This window comes from Ochrobactrum sp. WV_118_8 (genome assembly GCF_039631535.1).
Classification (GTDB): domain Bacteria; phylum Pseudomonadota; class Alphaproteobacteria; order Rhizobiales; family Rhizobiaceae; genus Brucella; species Brucella anthropi.
This window is the reverse complement of record NZ_JBDIUZ010000001.1, coordinates 1,818,076-1,834,680: the sequence shown is the minus strand read 5'-3', so window position 1 is coordinate 1,834,680 and position 16,605 is coordinate 1,818,076. Positions and strand designations below refer to the sequence as shown.

The following is a 16,605-nucleotide window of genomic DNA, read 5'->3' as shown; positions in this document are numbered from 1 at the left end:
GGCTTTTTGTTTTACGCATGTCTTTTTCCCGAAACCGGCTTCCACTTTCGGGAGACAAGGTCTGTTACCAGCTACCGATATTTTCGGCTGAAGCCCAAGGCTCCTGCGGCGCCAGACGGTCGCCTTTCTGGATCAGTTCGATGGAAATGCCATCGGGCGATTTGATGAAGGCCATGTGCCCGTCACGCGGCGGACGATTGATGGTGACGCCCGCATCCTGCAGCTTCTGGCAAGTGGTGTAGATGTCATCGACCATATAGGCGAGATGGCCGAAATTGCGGCCGCCCGTATAGGTCTCCGGATCCCAGTTGAAGGTGAGTTCCAGTTCCGGCGCCCGCTCTGCCTTCGCCCGATCCGTATCGGAGGGCGCAGCAAGAAAAATCAGCGTGAAGCGGCCTTTGTCATTTTCAGTGCGGCGGATTTCTTCGAGGCCGAGTTTGTTTACATAAAAATCGAGAGATTCGTCGATGTCGCGAATTCGGACCATCGTGTGCAGATAGCGCATAGTCTTTTCCTCGGCTGTTGTAATTCGGGCGGTTGACGTTCGGGAAACGCAAGGACATCGAATCCGATGTCGGAGGCCGAACGTCAAGTTATCATGGACAGAGTGACGTTCAAAAATTTTGAGCAGCAGATGTGACCGGAAATGTCCTGAACATGTCATTGCCAAATTGACGACCGGCCATATTTCAGGTGGTGGGTCAGTTTCAAACGCTGCTGTGCCGGGAAAAGTAACCATGAAGTTGTGAAGTCTGTGGTCTTCATGGGGACGGATGCAAGTTTGGGCTTGCCGCCTCCGGTTAAGGAAGTGTTATTCTTTGGACAAGAATCAGGTCGGAATCGCAACGGAAGAACAGAGGAGGGGCGAACGCATGGCGGACAAGTCTGTGTCTAATGACCAGTTTCACAGCCAGCACGCCTCGGAAGAGCTGGGCGATATCATCGAAGTCTCGGGCCATATCAAATGGTTCGACGTAGCCAAGGGCTACGGCTTCATTGTTCCAGACCAGCCGGGCCTTAATGACATTCTTCTCCATGTGACGTCACTGCGCCGCGACGGCTTCCAGACTGCTCTGGAAGGTGCACGCATCGTTTGTGAAGTTCGCAATGGCGATCGCGGCCTGCAATGTTTCCGCGTCCTGTCGATGGATACGTCTACTGCCGTTCACCCGGCGCAGATGCCGCCACAGCGCACTCATGTGACTGTTACGCCGTCGAGCGGCCTTGAGCGCGTGATCGTCAAGTGGTTCAACCGCACCAAGGGCTTCGGCTTCCTGACGCGCGGCGAGGGGACGGAAGATATTTTCATCCATATGGAAACGCTGCGTCGTTTCGGCATGATGGAGCTGCGCCCCGGTCAGGTCGTGCTTATTCGCTTCGGCGAAGGCGACAAGGGCCTGATGGCGGCTGAAATCCATCCGGATATCGGCACGGCAATCCCGGTTTCGCATTAGAGCATGTCTCCCGAAAGTGGGAACCGGTTTCGGGGTAAAGACATGCTAAAAAACAAATGGATAGAGCGGTTCCAATGATTCCGCTTTAACCAGAACGGATCTAGGGCGCGACCGTTAAAAGCGCGCCAAATCTCTCAATTCTTGTAACAAGCAGGTGAAGGCCGCTTTGTGCGGCCTGAGCGGTCTTGTCGTCACTCTGTCCCGTTGCTAGGTTCCAAGCCTGTTTGTTTACAAGCCAGTTTGTTTATCTGAGTGGGCAGGGTATGGGCCGCATTTTTCTCGCTTTTGCATTTGTTTTCTTCGCATTCGTTGCTCAGGCCGATGAGACACAGCCGATGCGGCTGCCGGTCGACAAGGAACCGCTGACATTCATTACCTCCAATGGCAACAAGGTAAATTTTGCGCTGGAAGTGGCTGAAAGCGACGATGCGCGTGTGCGCGGCCTGATGTGGCGCACGGATTTTCCCAAGGATCGCGCCATGATCTTCGTGTTCGGAGAAATGCGCCGCGTCATGATGTGGATGCAGAGTACACCGTCGCCTCTTGATATGGTTTTCCTTGATGACAAGGGACGCGTATCGGCCATTCACGAAAATGCGGTGCCATTCTCCGAAAATATCATTTCATCTGAAGTTCCGGCAGCGTATGTCGTGGAGGTTCTGGCCGGTACGGTTAAACGAACCGGCATAAAGATTGGTGACAAAGCGGTCCATCGCGTGATTTGTGGCGAATGCCGGTCGTGACGCTGCTGTAATAAAATCAAGAGGAATAATCAGGTGAGTGCCCTCGATATCGAATATTTCGAACACGACGGTTTGCGTCTGGCATATCGTCAGGACGGAGAAGGCGATCCGATCCTGCTCATTCATGGCTTTGCTTCTTCAAGTCTCGTCAACTGGGTTTCTCCCGGCTGGTTCCGTACGCTGACCGAAGCCGGATACCGCGTTATCGCCATCGATAATCGTGGGCACGGGCTTTCCGCGAAGCCCCACGACGCAGACGAATACACGCCGACCAAAATGGCGGCTGATGCTGCAGCCCTGCTCGATCATCTCGGGATCGAAAAGGCGCATGTCATGGGCTATTCCATGGGCGCACGCATCACCGCATTTCTGGCGATTGAACACGCCGAGCGCGTTCATAGCGCTGTTTTCGGCGGGCTTGGCATCGGTATGGTGACTGGCGCTGGCGACTGGGAGCCTATTGGCGAGGCGCTGCTTGCAGAAGATCCGACCACCATCACCCATCCACGTGGGCAGATGTTCCGGAAATTTGCCGACCAGACGAAGAGTGACCGCATCGCCCTTGCAGCCTGTGTGATTACCTCCAAGGAGTTGGTTCCCGCCGCTGCGATTGCACGCATTATGCAGCCTGTTCTCGTGGCCGTCGGCACGACCGACGATATTGCAGGCAGCGCGCAGGAACTCGCCGATCTTCTGCCAAATGGACAGGCCGTCGATATTCCGGACCGCGACCATATGCTGGCCGTTGGTGACAAGGTCTACAAGCAGGCGGTGTTGCAGTTTTTGAAAGAAAATCGACTCTGAAGCGAATTTGATTTCTGACAAAGAATGCGCCGACAGGGCGCGTCAAATTCGGCTGTGTCAAGGCAAACCATTTTAAGTTATGCTGCGCGCCGAACTCGTATTGCGGCGTGGGGACTGAGCGAAAGTTCGGCTGCCGTCTCCTCCTCGCGCGGTGCAAAACTGGAGTATGCATATGTCCGTTCGCACATCAGCGAAAGCGACCCCCGGTCTGGGTCAGGTCGATCCTATCTGGCATTCCATCCGTGCCGAAGCGGAGGAAGCCGCCAAGAACGATCCCGTATTGGGCACGTTCCTCTATGCGACGATCCTCAACCAGCCGAGCCTGGAAGATGCGGTCATGCATCGTATCGCCGAGCGTCTCGGGCACGCCGATCTGAGCGCCGATATTCTGCGCCAGACCTTTGACGCGATGCTGGATGCCAATCCTGAGTGGTCGCAGATTGTCCGCGTCGATATTCAGGCGGTTTATGATCGCGATCCGGCCTATAGCCGCTTCATGGACCCTATCCTTTATCTGAAGGGTTTCCATGCGATCCAGACCCATCGTCTGGCGCATTGGCTTTACCATGAAGGCCGCAAGGATTTTGCCTATTACCTGCAAAGCCGCTCGTCATCGATCTTCCAGACCGATATTCATCCGGCCGCACGGCTTGGCAGCGGCCTTTTCCTTGATCATGCGACCGGACTTGTGGTCGGCGAAACAGCGTTGATCGAAGACAATGTTTCGATTCTTCACGGTGTCACACTCGGCGGTACGGGGAAGTCGAGCGGCGACCGTCATCCGAAAATCCGTCACGGTGTGCTGATCGGTGCTGGCGCGAAAATTCTCGGCAATATCGAAGTCGGTCATTGCTCGAAAATTGCAGCCGGTTCGGTGGTTCTGAAGCCTGTTCCGAACAATGTCACGGTAGCCGGTGTGCCGGCCCGGATCATGGGCGATACGGGTTGTGCCGAGCCTTCCCGCGTCATGGACCAGATGCTGGGCGAAGGGATTTAGGCGATACATCGTATCGTTGCAGCTTGAACAAGGCCGCTTGCTGGTTTTTTCCAGTATGCGGCCTATATTCTGTCTAAAGAGGCTATTGGACGCCAACATCCCTTGAGTCCCCGTTTATCGGGGGTTTACATAGGAAATTGCCGGGTGCAATAAACCGGCTCAATTCAATATCAGGAGAAGCCGGTTGAAACCCGAAGAACTCAAAAAACTGGACGCCTATTTCAAACGGACTTTCAATAATCCCGGCCTGCAGGTGAAGGCGCGTCCGCGCAAGAACGACTCCGCCGAGCTTTACCTCAACGACGAATTCCTGGGCCTGGTCTATAAGGACGAGGATGAAGGCGAACTCTCCTACAATTTCTCGATGGCCATTCTCGACGTCGATCTTTGATCGGTCGCGGTAATCGCGTCGCAAACGACGCTGATGCCGGGCAGGGATGTTCTTTGACGCCCTTTCCTATGGAGAGGGCGTTTTGTTGTCCAGATATGACTCCAGATATGACTAATGAGGATTCATGAAGATCATAGCTGCCACGCTGGCCCTTTCTGTCATGCTGCCATCAGTCGTCCGTGCGCAGGCTATCGAGGATGACGGAACCTGCCCGAAGCTCGCAGAGAACTTCAAAACCATCTATTTCGGATTTCCCGATATCAAGAAGGATTCCATCGAGCGGATTGCGAGCTGGAAAGCCTCTTGCGCGAGCAAGGCGCCCGTCGGCAAGGAAAATGTCGTCGCTTTATGCACCGCCCATATGACGAGCGAAGGCAGCGTTTTCTTCTGGATCAAGGCGGGCGTGGAATCAGAGCTGAGCGGTTATGAGATTTGCGATTATCCCTGAGAACGCCAAATAGTTTTGACCCTTGGGTGTCTTTATGAAATTCGGTTTTTCATTGGCCATGCTTTTGGTGGCCCTGTCCTTAGCGGCGCGCGCAGAAGTCCTCGGCACTATCGAAACCGAACAGGACGATGGCTCACGGTCGGTCATTGAGATTCTCGATGAACCGCAAAGCATCGGGAAATGCGACGGCGCTTTCGCTGCCGCAGCCTATGTCATGGACCACAACTACTCGCTTCTCGCAGGAAAAGGATGCTGGAAGCTTCTTGGGTCGGCAGAAATACTAAAGCTGGAAATCGTGCTGGCTGCCACGGAGGAGCATCTTTTGAGCGGCGTTCCGCTCAGCCAGATCAAGTTCGCTGAAGACGGTCGCTCCAAATTTCAGTATCTGGTTGGGCAATAAAGCGTGTCGCGCTTTATCAAATTTGAAAGGCACGCTTTAAGCTTTTGTTTTCAAGCATGTCTTTATCCCATCGTAGCGGGGATCAGAAATCAGCCCAGTGAACCGATTTCCCCGCGGAGGCGGTTCCCACTTTTAAGCAACATGCTTTGAGATCAGTCGATCTGTTTCGTATCGTTTCCCAGAAGATGCGCGTTCGCAAAATCGACAATCGCCTTGTCCAGTGACTTCCATTCGCCAAGCATGGAGCGGGGGAAGCGATAAAGTATCTGCAAGTCGCGGCCGAACTGGACGTCGCGCTCGCATGAATTGAAGCTTTCCGCACCGCTATCCGCAAGACATCGTGCAACGAATTCCGGCTTGCCGCTGCTCGGATCGGACAGGACCAGTTCCTCGCCCTTATAACCGCTGCTTTCCAGAAAACGGTGTACCGTCAGGTTTCCGGGGGCGGTTTCCCCGTTCGGGTCTATCAGCTCGGCATAGATGGGCAGATAGCGCCCGCTCATGTCGCGGGACATGGTTCGCTGTTCGATAGACATGAAAATGAGATGCCGCTTCGAAGTGAGAAGGTTGAAGATAGCGCGGTCGCGTTCCGTATAGCCGGTAAGCCCCGGCCAGCGGGCATAAAGATCGAGACGCCCCGTCACCCCGTCACGTCGCTGGTTCGAAAAGCGGATCATATTGGCTGGAATCGACAGGACATTGTTGCCAATGATGATTTCATAACCGTGCGTGCTGTCGGAGTGTCCGCCGCGCGCAATCAGCGGGCCAAGCAGGCGCCCGCCAACATTTACGGCAACCGAAAGCAGAATCAGGACGATAACCGCCAACAGCAGCCAGCCGAAGAGGCGGCTTCCCATTTTCGAGGCGGTGTAATCTGGTGCTGTTTCCATCTGGGTGTCATGGTGATGATATTGCAAAAGAATATCAGTCTTTTATGGTTAACAGAGCGTGAAGTCGTGCTTGTATGACGGCTTGAAACGGCTTAGCAATTCAATATCGAGTTTGCTGATGGAGGAAGAACATGCCGATCTATGCATATAACGGGCACAAGCCGCTATTCGCGGACCGCAGCAGCAACTGGATCGCGCCTGATGCGACCCTGATCGGCAAGATCGTTGTGGGTGAGAATGCCGGGTTCTGGTTCGGTGCCGTATTGCGCGGCGATAATGAGCCGATCACCATTGGCGATGACACCAATGTTCAGGAACACACCATCATGCATACCGATATCGGCTTTCCGCTCACAGTCGGTGCAGGGTGTACCATCGGGCATCGGGCCATACTTCATGGCTGCACCGTTGGCGACAACACCTTGATCGGTATGGGAGCTATCGTTCTCAACGGCGCGAAGATTGGAAAAAACTGTCTGATCGGGGCAGGGGCGCTTGTGACCGAGGGCAAGGAAATACCGGACAATTCGCTGGTCGTCGGTTCTCCTGCGCGAATCCTCCGGGAACTGGACGATGCTGCGGTCGAGAAACTCAGACTTTCCGCGGAGCATTACGTCGAGAAGGCCCGGTCTTTCATGCGTGGGCTGGAGCCGGCCTGAAAATAAAAAGGACGGGGCCAGAGGGAGACTGACGGCCCGTCCTTGTTTGTTTGTCTTTTGGTTAGTTCTTGATGCTGCCGACCAAGAGTTCGCGGTCGCTCTTGATTGAGACCCAGCTACCGGTGTTCGTGGTCGACTGGCGCTTGAGATAGGTATAGTCGGTCTTGTTCCAGGCGAGAACGCGGGTATCGAGATTGTCGAGAATGAAGTCGCCACGGTCGGTGCGAACGGTCAGAACCGCATGGCCTTCACCGTTTGGCTGGCGAACCACTGTGAAAAGCAGCGTATTTGCCGGGATGCCGAGCGCCATCAGTTCACGACGCTTCAAAAGCATGTAGTCGTCGCAGTCACCGACTGTTGTCGGATATTCCCAGTATTCCTCGCGACCCCAGGCTTCCATATCGGTCATCGGCGCAATCTTTTCGTTGACGCTCGCATTGACCGCGATGATCTGTTTCCAGATTTCCGGTGTCAGCTTCAGCATATTGCTGTTGCGGCTGGTGATGTTGCATTCGGACTTGTAGCGATCGCAGAATTCGTAGTGGCCAATCGGCTGCGAAGTGCGTTCGCCGGTCGTCATCCACGGTGAATTGGAGGCGGGGCTTGCTGCCTCTGCCAGTCCGATTCCAAGCAGCATCAGGATGGCTGCGATGATTGTTTGTTTTGTCATTCTTTTGTCTCCCTGTTGGAGACCAAGATGACTTAGACAATTTGAAGGCACGCAAATTTGCGCGCGAAAATGCGAGTCAAATTCGATTAAAACTGCAAATAACGCTGAAACTTTTTGTCAACGAACGGACAAATTCAGGGCAAAATGGGCTGTTTTTGCGGCTTTTTCGTGAATGCGGGCATTTCGTGGTTTGCCATTCCGTAACCTTGACGCGCGTTCATCTTTTGGGCGGATGCTTTCAGCCGAAAAGATTGTCCAGCGTTGTGCTGGTCTGGATGGTGGCGAACTCGATTGCAAAGCCGCCTTGGAAATGACGGACGACAGTTCCCCGGATCGGTCCAAGCATGACGCCGCTCTTGATCGCGGGCTTGAACTCGCTTTCGATTGCCGCACCGGAAAGCGAAAGGTCCGCAATGCGGCACAGTCTTTGGGCGCCATCGGCAAAAGTAATGTTCTGCTGGGTCTTGCGTGGCACAACACGTTCGTGACGGCGATCTTCGGGCAGGGCAAGTTCGTGCTTGTTGGCAAGCCAGGTCAACTGTGCGGAAAGCTTGTCTTTCTTCTGTTCGGAGGTCGACAGGAGAATGTGGAAACCTTCGGATGTAACCTCGTTGGCAATTCCTTCAATCCGTCCCACGTGATCGATATAGGCGATGATCCGTTCGCCGTTGCGCGGCGTTGCAATTCCGCTCATCAGGGCAGTTCCGGGCGACATACGCTTGATGATGCAGGGAAATTCGCTGCGATTTTCCAGCATGTAGCGACCGTTGAGATCGACATTCACGGCGTTGAAATTTTCCTGCCGCACATTGCTTGCAGTAGATGCCGCAGCAAATCTATTCATCAAAGCCGATCCATCTCGAAATTGGGTACTCTTATTATCCGTCACAATACAGTAGCCGTCGATAAAGAGAAATCGCGATTTCAACCCTACGTCAGGCTTTGCCGCCCTTGATGACGCGCAATTTCGGAGCGGCGTGCTCCTGTGGCTGCGTCAGGCGAACATTCGTCCATTCCCGGCCTGTTCGGGGTGCATTCACCGTGATGGCAGCCGATTTTCGGATGTCATCCGCAAGAATCAGATCGGGCGCCACCGGGTCGATGGAATTCAAATGCCCGAGGACGATTGGATCGGCTCCGACCCATGCGACGGAATCAAGCACGGCGATGCTGCCAAGCAGGCTGATCTGCCCGTTTGGCGCCTCCAGCGGGGCGAGAAACATTTCCAGCCCGAGGCTTCGCCCGGACATGCTGATTCCCACATGCGATACGAGGGCAGGGACTTCCAGGCTACTTACATTTTCCGACAGTTCGCCAAGGGCTGCCCGGTCCCGCTCGGACCAGAGTGAGAGAAACCGTGTGTTCTTCAGTTCGCGACCGAAAAGGGTGCAGATGCGTGTTCCGGCCAGACGAAACGACAGGTCGCCGTCTTTTTCAGCCTCAAGGAAGAAGAGGTCGGATAGATGGCGCCCGAGCTTGCGCGGCTCGATCTGTTCGCGCATCGGCGCGCGAAAGAAACCGCTTTCAGTGCGGGCCAAGCGCTGCCATTCGGCGAAAATCGCGATCGTACTGCGGTGTTTCATCATGCGCCGTTGATTTGTCCGTTGCACGCGGAGGCTGGCTCCGCTGTTGAACGCATTAAAATAGTATTAACGGCGAGGATGCCAGTTTAACCCTTTCTTCATCCACCGGGCTCGTCCGTTAAGGTTAAGAATAAGTAATGGTTGCACGGCACTGAAAGACGCGCTTTGATAGGGCATCAGACGAAGCCTTTGACTTGGTTGGCGTTTTTCTGAGCTCCAGATTTAATTTCGCGAAAGATTTCTGTTCGCGTGAAGGCCGACCGGGAACCTCCGTCGGCCTTTATTTTTAACAAATTCTGCCCTATCAACATGCATCGACCAGACGCAAAAGGCTCCTTCGGTCCAATTGCGGTGCTTCGCATAAAATAGAAAGCAGCAGTTCATGAGCGTTCCCCAGCCGGAAATGAACGGCAGTAACCGCCGGTCGGGCGGTAGTGAGCCGATGTTCAATATTCCGGGCGTTGTTCTCGCTCTGATTGGCCTCTGCGCCGCAGTCTATATTTATCAGAACTACCTCATCAGCGAGCAGCAGAACTATGAATTCATGCTGAACTTCGCGCTCATTCCGGCGCGGTTCTCGCTGGCGGACGGGTTCACCGATCCCGCCGCACTTTTTACGCTCATCAGCTATTCCTTCATGCATGGCGGCTTCGCCCATATTGCCGTCAACATGATCTGGCTTGCGGCTTTCGGTTCCCCATTGGCCGGGCGCATCGGTACCGGACGAATGATCGTTTTCTGGATATTCACTTCGGTGATTGCCGGGTTGACCCATTATGCGATCTATCCGGACAGCGTTTCGCCACTGGTGGGCGCATCGGGCGCGATTTCGGGAATGATGGGTGCAGCGGCGCGTTACGGTTTTCGTCGCATCGGCCATGGACGCAGATCGGAATTCGCAGGTCCCGTTCTTCCGGTGGGGCTGACCCTGACGCTGAAGCCCGTCCTGACTTTTGTGGGTGTCTGGTTCCTGATCAACATCATTACCGGTCTTTATTCGACTGGCGGGGCGGACCTTTCCAGCATTGCCTGGGAAGCGCATATAGGCGGCTTCATTGCCGGCTTCTTCGGTATTTCACTGATGGACCGACCACGCAGCTATGATGCCGTGCTGAGGCGATAGGGTTCTGCACTCTTTTGGCTTTGACAAAGCCTTCTCCCCATTTGATGCCACTTGCTAATCGGACGATCGAAGCGCACCATCATGGAACGTGGTGGGAGGAGCTGCGTTCTGCTTCATATGGCGTTTGAACGCCAGAAGCAGCGAGTGCTAAATCTTGGAGGGACTTTGGCATGACCGTAAGATCGATTCTCGAGACAAAGGGCAGGGATGTAGTGGTTATCGCACCTGCCGATACACTATCCCATGCTGTCGCCATGTTGAACAAATACAAGATCGGCGCTCTGGTGGTGTGCGACGAGGCCGGTCGAATCAAGGGAATCCTGTCAGAGCGCGATGTGGTGCGTGCTGTTGCCGCTCAAGAAACCAAGGCCATGAGCATGCCGGTCACCGAGGTCATGACGGCAAAAGTGCAGGTTTGTCGCGAACATCACACGATCAATCAGGTGATGGAAATCATGACACGAAGCCGATTCCGCCATATGCCGGTGGAAGAACATGGCAAGCTCGTGGGAATCATCTCGATTGGTGACGTTGTGAAGCGGCGCATCGAAGATGTTGAGCGCGAGGCGGAAGATATTCGCACCTATATCGCCACTGCCTGAGAGCATTTCCAGCGAAAGTGCGAAGCGGTTTCGCGCAGGATAATGCGTATAAACAAAGAGATAGAGCGGTTCCACGCTTCTGTTTGAGCTGGAACCGCTCCGGGTCATCGCGATTCGATATCTGTATCTCCCGGCAGGACAACCGGCCGGGAGGCATTTCATTGAAGAGTCATACTCGAATCAACGTGCGCGCAGATATCGCTCAGCAGCATAAAGCGAGATTGCAGCCGCATTCGATACATTGAGCGACTTGATTTCGCCCGGCATGTCGAGGCGGGCAAGCGCGGTGACTGTTTCGCGCGTCTTTTGACGCAGGCCTTTGCCTTCTGCACCCAGTACCAGGGCGATTCGTCCGCCGGACAAGGTGGCTTCCATTTCCTGCGGCCCTTCCGAATCAAGACCGATGGTCTGGAACCCGAGGCTGTGCAGCTCTTCAATCGCTTCGGCCAGATTGCGCACTTCGATATGAGAGATCATTTCGAGTGCACCGGAGGCGGCCTTCGCCAGAACGCCGGTTTCCTGCGGGCTGTGACGGCTTGTCGTAATCAGCGCGCCAGCACCGAAGGCGACGGCTGAACGCATGATAGCGCCGACATTGTGCGGATCCGTCACCTGATCGAGAACGAGAAGCAGCGGGCTGTCCTTCAGTTCGGACAGTTTACGGGCGCGCAGCGGTTCAGCTTCTATCATGACGCCCTGATGGACGGCCTCGGAACCCGTTTCCTTGTCGATATCGCGCGGATCAACGATTTCGACAGGGAAGGGGAGAGATTCAGCCTCTCCGATCTCAAGTCGGGCGAATCCGTTTCGCGTCGCGCGCATGCGCAATATCTTGCGTTCCGGGTTTTCCACGGCGGCGCGGACTGTATGCAGGCCATAAAGCCGTACGGTTCCCTCAGTCACGGTGCTTGCCGAAATGGAAGGACGCTGCGGTTTGCGCGGTGATTTGCCTTCGGTCACGGCCTTCTGGTCGCGATGCTGGCGGCGCAGGCGCGCATAATGAGAATCTTTTGGGGTGCGGGGCGAGTTTTGATCGGTCATGGCGTGCTTATAACTCTTTAGGTGAGCGGAAGATAGCGACTTCACCTGTGATTGCTATCAGGCTGTTCTGATTGCAAAATAATCTCTGATGGCTGGAAAATCCTGAGAAATGCGGGCGTTTGAGCCTATGGAACAGGAGCGTGGAAGAGGATCTTTCCACGACGTTGTGGACGGACATGCATTCTTTTCGCTTTTACCCTGTTGACAGGGGATAAGCTTATCGTCATAAGGCCCCTCGCGGATCGACGGCTGGCCTAACAGTCAGCCAGAAGCCCCGCGGAAATGCCTAGTCGCTCGACTCTGCTGATAGTGATATCTGGAGGGATGCCCGAGTGGTTAAAGGGGACGGACTGTAAATCCGTTGGCTATGCCTACGTTGGTTCAAATCCAACTCCCTCCACCACTGTCGGATCAGAGTTAAGAGTGCGCGGGTATAGCTCAATGGTAGAGCAGCAGCCTTCCAAGCTGAATACGCGGGTTCGATTCCCGCTACCCGCTCCAAATTTTTCAGAGCGGTTTGGCGTGTAAGGAATCATCGACGGGCGGTTCGCCGTTCCGTTTTGGCATAAATGCTGGCCCGGAAGCCAAAAGGCTTTTGTGCTGGCGCTTGAGCGGTTCTAGAACAAAGAGAACAACGGCGATGGCAAAGAGCAAATTCGAACGTACGAAGCCCCACGTTAACATCGGCACGATTGGTCACGTTGACCATGGCAAGACGTCGCTGACTGCAGCGATCACGAAGTTTTTCGGCGAGTTCAAGGCGTATGACCAGATCGACGCCGCTCCTGAAGAGCGCGCCCGCGGCATCACGATCTCGACGGCACACGTCGAGTACGAAACGCCGAACCGTCACTATGCACACGTCGACTGCCCAGGTCACGCTGACTATGTGAAGAACATGATCACCGGTGCTGCCCAGATGGACGGCGCAATTCTGGTTGTTTCGGCCGCTGACGGCCCGATGCCGCAGACCCGTGAGCACATCCTGCTCGCTCGTCAGGTTGGCGTTCCGGCAATCGTCGTGTTCCTGAACAAGTGCGACCAGGTTGACGATGCAGAACTGCTCGAACTGGTTGAACTGGAAGTCCGCGAACTTCTGTCGAAGTACGACTTCCCGGGCGACGAAGTTCCGATCATCAAGGGCTCGGCTCTTGCTGCTCTGGAAGATTCTTCGAAGGAACTGGGCGAAGACGCCGTTCGTTCGCTGATGGCCGCTGTTGACGACTACATTCCGACCCCGGAACGTCCGATCGACCAGCCGTTCCTGATGCCGATCGAAGACGTGTTCTCGATCTCGGGCCGTGGTACGGTTGTGACGGGTCGCGTTGAGCGCGGTATCGTCAAGGTTGGTGAAGAAGTTGAAATCGTCGGCATCAAGGCGACGGCGAAGACGACGGTAACCGGCGTTGAAATGTTCCGCAAGCTGCTCGATCAGGGCCAGGCTGGCGACAACATCGGCGCTCTGATCCGCGGCGTTGGCCGTGAAGACGTTGAACGCGGCCAGGTTCTCTGCAAGCCGGGTTCTGTGAAGCCGCACACCAAGTTCAAGGCAGAAGCCTACATTCTGACCAAGGACGAAGGTGGCCGTCATACGCCGTTCTTCACGAACTACCGTCCGCAGTTCTACTTCCGCACGACGGACGTGACCGGTGTTGTCACGCTGCCGGAAGGCACGGAAATGGTTATGCCTGGCGACAACGTCGCTATGGACGTCACCCTGATCGTGCCGATCGCCATGGAAGAGAAGCTCCGCTTCGCTATCCGTGAAGGCGGCCGCACCGTCGGTGCAGGCATCGTCTCCTCGATCATCGAGTAATCAATTTGACTGGCGGTTACGCCGCCAGTCTGGCATTCTGCCGATCAGGCATTGCAATGCCGCATAGGGGTATAGCTCAGTTGGTAGAGCGACGGTCTCCAAAACCGTAGGTCGCGGGTTCGAGCCCTGCTGCCCCTGCCATTTTATAACGGGTGCTCATGGCTTGACTATGGGCGCCCGTTTTCTATATTATAAGTTAGGTGGCAATCTATGCCGCCTTACCTTTTCGACGGTGGCGCAGGCTTCGGCAAGGCGACGTCGTTGAAAATGATAATTCCCTGCGGGATTTGTTGGCCGGGTAGGGAAGGATCGCCGCCGCACGATTGGATGGTGCGCCGAGTGATATTCGCAAGGATCGGATTTCCGATAAGCCTGTATGGTATTCTTTTAACCTTTGGGCTTGTTTTTTTCGGGAATCGATTCTATGTAGCGTCAACAGACACGCGGCGCGTGGGGCTGAATTTTCAGCTTTGCGTGCCGTATACGCGTGACTTCAGGCTTCTGATTCGTTTCGACGGGTTGGGGTTTGGGGGTAGCGCCGGATCAATGACAGAGCGGCAGATGGCATCCAAAACGAATCCGATCACCTTTTTTCAGCAGGTTCGCGCCGAAACGGCGAAGGTGACCTGGCCTACACGGCGTGAAACGGTCATCTCCACCATTATGGTGGTGATTATGGCGTTTCTGGCTGCCGCGTTCTTTTTTCTTGCCGACCAGCTTATGGCCTATGGCGTAGAATTTATTCTCGGCCTTGGTCGATAAGTTAGGATTGGGGAGTTTTTAGATGACGGCGCGCTGGTACATCGTTCACGCCTATTCCAATTTCGAAAAGAAGGTCGCCGAGGATATCGAAGCCAAGGCGAAGCAGAAGGGTCTGTCCGAGCTGATCGAGCAGATCGTTGTGCCGACCGAGAAGATCGTTGAAGTGCGCCGCGGCCGCAAGGTTGACGCAGAGCGCAAGTTCTTCCCGGGTTACGTGCTGGTTCGTGCAACCCTCACGGATGCCGTCTTCTCGCTTATCAAGAATACCCCGAAAGTCACTGGTTTCCTTGGCGATTCCAAGCCTGTTCCGGTTTCCCAGAAGGAAGTCGACCAGATTCTGAACCAGGTTCAGGATGGTGTCGAACGTCCAAAGACTTCGGTATCCTTCGAGATTGGCGAAAACGTTCGCGTTTCCGATGGTCCGTTCGCTTCGTTCAACGGCATCGTTCAGGAAGTCGACGAAGAACGTGCGCGTCTCAAGGTTGAGGTTTCCATCTTCGGGCGCGCAACGCCTGTGGATCTGGAATACGGTCAGGTCGACAAGCTCTGATCGTTTTGCCCGCAAGGGCATTCACCCTGACCGAATTTCGGGCGGGGTGAAATGGTGGAAGGGAAGGCGGCTTAGCCGGTCGTCGAGCTCCGAACCACCGAACTGCCCGCCAGTTCAGCTGGCGTCAGTCGAGAGCCGGAACTTCCGGCATTAATCGAGAAAGCCGGATTTTCCGGCAAATTAAAAAGGCAGAAAGCAATGGCTAAGAAAATTGCAGGCCAGCTTAAGCTCCAGGTAGCGGCAGGTGCGGCCAATCCGTCGCCCCCGATCGGTCCGGCCCTGGGTCAGCGCGGCATCAACATCATGGAATTCTGCAAGGCGTTCAACGCTGCCTCGCAGGAAATGGAAAAGGGTTCGCCGATTCCAGTCGTGATCACCTATTATCAGGACAAGTCTTTCACTTTTGTGATGAAGACCCCTCCGGTGACCTACTTCCTCAAGAAGGCCGCTAACCTCAAGTCCGGTTCGAAGACCCCGGGCAAGGCGAGCGCCGGCACGATCTCCCGCGACAAGGTTCGCACGATCGCTGAAGCGAAGATGAAGGATCTGAACGCCGCTGATATTGAAGCAGCGATGCGCATGATCGAAGGTTCTGCCCGTTCGATGGGCCTGGAAGTGGTGGGCTGAGACGATGGCGAAGATTTCCAAGCGCATTAACAAGATCCGTGAAGGCGTCGATCGCAACAAGCTGTACGATCTGTCGGCTGCTATCGGCCTCGTCAAGGAACGTGCTGTCGCCAAGTTCGATGAAACCATCGAAATCGCGATGAACCTCGGCGTCGATCCGCGCCACGCTGACCAGATGGTTCGCGGCGTTGTCAACCTGCCGAATGGCACGGGCCGTACGGTTCGCGTTGCTGTTTTCGCTCGCGGCGACAAGGCTGAAGAAGCCAAGAAGGCTGGCGCCGACATCGTCGGTGCGGAAGAACTGTTCGAAATCGTCAATGGCGGCAAGATCGACTTCGATCGCTGCATTGCAACCCCGGACATGATGCCGCTCGTTGGCCGTCTTGGTAAGGTTCTCGGCCCGCGTGGCATGATGCCGAACCCGAAGGTTGGCACCGTCACCACCGACGTTGCAGCCGCTGTTGCTGCTTCCAAGGGCGGTGCAGTCGAATTCCGCGTCGAGAAGGCTGGTATCATCCATGCCGGTATCGGCAAGGTTTCCTTCGACAATGCCAAGCTCGAAGAAAACATCAAGGCTTTCGCTGACGCCGTCATCAAGGCAAAGCCGTCGGCTGCCAAGGGTGAATACGTCAAGCGCGTATCGCTTTCCTCGACCATGGGCGTTGGCGTCAAGGTCGATCCGGCAACCGTCAAGGTCGTCGCCTAAGTTTTCATGGGCTCCGGTTCGCCGGAGTCCAAGCCTTTCCGGTTGGGGAGGCGTGGCTGCCAGCCAGTCCTGTAAAGCAGGGCGAAAGGCAAAAATTCCGGATCGCAAGATCCGGATAGCCGGACGAAAGTCCGGTTATCCTGTCCGAGATTGCAGGCGGATCATCATCTTCGGATGATTGTCCTTAAACATGTGGCCTGCATGAGACGTGGAATAACCCTGTTTCGCGTGAATACGCATGCAAGGTTTGAACCGTAGTTGCCTTTGAGTGACGCCTGGCTTCCAGGATAGCTGAAGGGGACAGGATCCTCGAACGTCGGGCTGACTGTGAAGTTCGTC

At 55.2% G+C, this 16,605-nt stretch carries 21 protein-coding genes and 3 tRNA genes; 18 read left to right on the top strand and 6 right to left on the bottom strand.

Annotated features, from left to right (window positions below):
• Positions 1–64: 64 nt before the first annotated feature.
• Positions 65–505 (bottom strand): VOC family protein, encoded by a 441-nt coding sequence (locus ABDF71_RS08875; protein ID WP_010659885.1) that lies wholly within the window; start codon positions 503–505, stop codon positions 65–67.
• A 367-nt stretch (positions 506–872) separates the two neighbouring features.
• Between ABDF71_RS08875 and ABDF71_RS08870 the strand changes: the two genes are divergently transcribed.
• The 7 genes from ABDF71_RS08870 to ABDF71_RS08840 all read left to right on the top strand — a co-directional run bounded on the left by ABDF71_RS08870 (position 873) and on the right by ABDF71_RS08840 (position 5,237).
• Positions 873–1,454: a cold-shock protein gene (locus ABDF71_RS08870; protein ID WP_010659886.1), complete on the top strand. Its 582-nt coding sequence runs from the start codon at positions 873–875 to the stop codon at positions 1,452–1,454.
• Positions 1,455–1,717: 263 nt separating this feature from the next.
• Complete coding sequence (locus tag ABDF71_RS08865) at positions 1,718–2,197, top strand: DUF192 domain-containing protein (RefSeq protein ID WP_151663006.1); 480 nt, start codon at positions 1,718–1,720, stop codon at positions 2,195–2,197.
• Between the two features lie 33 nt (positions 2,198–2,230).
• Positions 2,231–3,001 (top strand): alpha/beta fold hydrolase, encoded by a 771-nt coding sequence (locus tag ABDF71_RS08860; protein ID WP_012091895.1) that lies wholly within the window; start codon positions 2,231–2,233, stop codon positions 2,999–3,001.
• Between the two features lie 172 nt (positions 3,002–3,173).
• Complete coding sequence (gene cysE / locus ABDF71_RS08855; RefSeq protein ID WP_010659889.1) at positions 3,174–3,998, top strand: serine O-acetyltransferase; 825 nt, start codon at positions 3,174–3,176, stop codon at positions 3,996–3,998.
• A 184-nt stretch (positions 3,999–4,182) separates the two neighbouring features.
• Complete coding sequence (locus tag ABDF71_RS08850; RefSeq protein ID WP_010659890.1) at positions 4,183–4,389, top strand: DUF3126 family protein; 207 nt, start codon at positions 4,183–4,185, stop codon at positions 4,387–4,389.
• A 124-nt stretch (positions 4,390–4,513) separates the two neighbouring features.
• Positions 4,514–4,837 carry a hypothetical protein gene (locus ABDF71_RS08845; protein WP_012091896.1) on the top strand — a complete coding sequence of 108 codons (324 nt, stop codon included), beginning with the start codon at positions 4,514–4,516 and terminating at the stop codon, positions 4,835–4,837.
• 34 nt (positions 4,838–4,871) lie between these two features.
• Positions 4,872–5,237, top strand: coding sequence for a hypothetical protein (locus ABDF71_RS08840; RefSeq protein ID WP_029928859.1), 366 nt, complete (start codon positions 4,872–4,874; stop codon positions 5,235–5,237).
• Positions 5,238–5,389: 152 nt separating this feature from the next.
• On the opposite strand, the gene ABDF71_RS08835 is transcribed toward ABDF71_RS08840, so the two are convergent.
• Positions 5,390–6,127, bottom strand: coding sequence for a hypothetical protein (locus tag ABDF71_RS08835; RefSeq protein WP_029928857.1), 738 nt, complete (start codon positions 6,125–6,127; stop codon positions 5,390–5,392).
• A 131-nt stretch (positions 6,128–6,258) separates the two neighbouring features.
• Here ABDF71_RS08835 and ABDF71_RS08830 point away from each other — a divergent pair, with 131 nt between their 5' ends.
• A complete protein-coding gene (locus ABDF71_RS08830; protein ID WP_029928855.1) occupies positions 6,259–6,786 on the top strand; it encodes a gamma carbonic anhydrase family protein in 528 nt (175 codons plus the stop codon).
• A gap of 61 nt (positions 6,787–6,847) precedes the next feature.
• On the opposite strand, the gene ABDF71_RS08825 is transcribed toward ABDF71_RS08830, so the two are convergent.
• The 3 genes from ABDF71_RS08825 to ABDF71_RS08815 form a co-directional block, all read right to left on the bottom strand.
• Entirely contained in the window at positions 6,848–7,456 is a 609-nt protein-coding gene (locus tag ABDF71_RS08825; protein WP_010659895.1) for a transglutaminase-like cysteine peptidase, read from the bottom strand.
• Positions 7,457–7,694: 238 nt separating this feature from the next.
• Positions 7,695–8,300, bottom strand: coding sequence for a PilZ domain-containing protein (locus tag ABDF71_RS08820; RefSeq protein ID WP_010659896.1), 606 nt, complete (start codon positions 8,298–8,300; stop codon positions 7,695–7,697).
• 91 nt (positions 8,301–8,391) lie between these two features.
• Positions 8,392–9,039, bottom strand: coding sequence for a PAS domain-containing protein (locus ABDF71_RS08815; RefSeq protein ID WP_029376087.1), 648 nt, complete (start codon positions 9,037–9,039; stop codon positions 8,392–8,394).
• Positions 9,040–9,421: 382 nt separating this feature from the next.
• Between ABDF71_RS08815 and ABDF71_RS08810 the strand changes: the two genes are divergently transcribed.
• Both ABDF71_RS08810 and ABDF71_RS08805 read left to right on the top strand, forming a co-directional pair.
• Complete coding sequence (locus ABDF71_RS08810; RefSeq protein WP_029928849.1) at positions 9,422–10,162, top strand: rhomboid family intramembrane serine protease; 741 nt, start codon at positions 9,422–9,424, stop codon at positions 10,160–10,162.
• Positions 10,163–10,332: 170 nt separating this feature from the next.
• Positions 10,333–10,764, top strand: coding sequence for a CBS domain-containing protein (locus tag ABDF71_RS08805; RefSeq protein WP_010659899.1), 432 nt, complete (start codon positions 10,333–10,335; stop codon positions 10,762–10,764).
• Between the two features lie 180 nt (positions 10,765–10,944).
• Here the strand turns inward: ABDF71_RS08805 and rlmB are convergent, their stop codons facing one another.
• Positions 10,945–11,805: a 23S rRNA (guanosine(2251)-2'-O)-methyltransferase RlmB gene (gene rlmB / locus ABDF71_RS08800; RefSeq protein WP_043063103.1), complete on the bottom strand. Its 861-nt coding sequence runs from the start codon at positions 11,803–11,805 to the stop codon at positions 10,945–10,947.
• 318 nt (positions 11,806–12,123) lie between these two features.
• On the opposite strand from rlmB, the gene ABDF71_RS08795 reads away from it, so the two are divergent.
• The 8 genes from ABDF71_RS08795 to rplA all read left to right on the top strand — a co-directional run bounded on the left by ABDF71_RS08795 (position 12,124) and on the right by rplA (position 16,266).
• A tRNA-Tyr gene (locus ABDF71_RS08795) sits at positions 12,124–12,208 on the top strand.
• A 24-nt stretch (positions 12,209–12,232) separates the two neighbouring features.
• Positions 12,233–12,306, top strand: a tRNA-Gly gene (locus ABDF71_RS08790).
• Positions 12,307–12,445: 139 nt separating this feature from the next.
• Complete coding sequence (gene tuf, locus ABDF71_RS08785) at positions 12,446–13,621, top strand: elongation factor Tu (protein ID WP_012091906.1); 1,176 nt, start codon at positions 12,446–12,448, stop codon at positions 13,619–13,621.
• Positions 13,622–13,686: 65 nt separating this feature from the next.
• Positions 13,687–13,762: transfer RNA gene (locus tag ABDF71_RS08780), tRNA-Trp, on the top strand.
• Between the two features lie 420 nt (positions 13,763–14,182).
• The gene (secE, locus tag ABDF71_RS08775) at positions 14,183–14,383 is read left to right on the top strand and encodes a preprotein translocase subunit SecE (protein ID WP_002964376.1); all 201 of its coding nucleotides are present in this window, start codon (positions 14,183–14,185) and stop codon (positions 14,381–14,383) included.
• A 22-nt stretch (positions 14,384–14,405) separates the two neighbouring features.
• Positions 14,406–14,933: a transcription termination/antitermination protein NusG gene (gene nusG, locus ABDF71_RS08770; RefSeq protein WP_006467043.1), complete on the top strand. Its 528-nt coding sequence runs from the start codon at positions 14,406–14,408 to the stop codon at positions 14,931–14,933.
• A gap of 198 nt (positions 14,934–15,131) precedes the next feature.
• Complete coding sequence (gene rplK, locus ABDF71_RS08765; protein WP_010659903.1) at positions 15,132–15,560, top strand: 50S ribosomal protein L11; 429 nt, start codon at positions 15,132–15,134, stop codon at positions 15,558–15,560.
• 4 nt (positions 15,561–15,564) lie between these two features.
• Complete coding sequence (gene rplA, locus ABDF71_RS08760) at positions 15,565–16,266, top strand: 50S ribosomal protein L1 (protein WP_010659904.1); 702 nt, start codon at positions 15,565–15,567, stop codon at positions 16,264–16,266.
• The last annotated feature ends 339 nt before the right edge of the window (positions 16,267–16,605 follow it).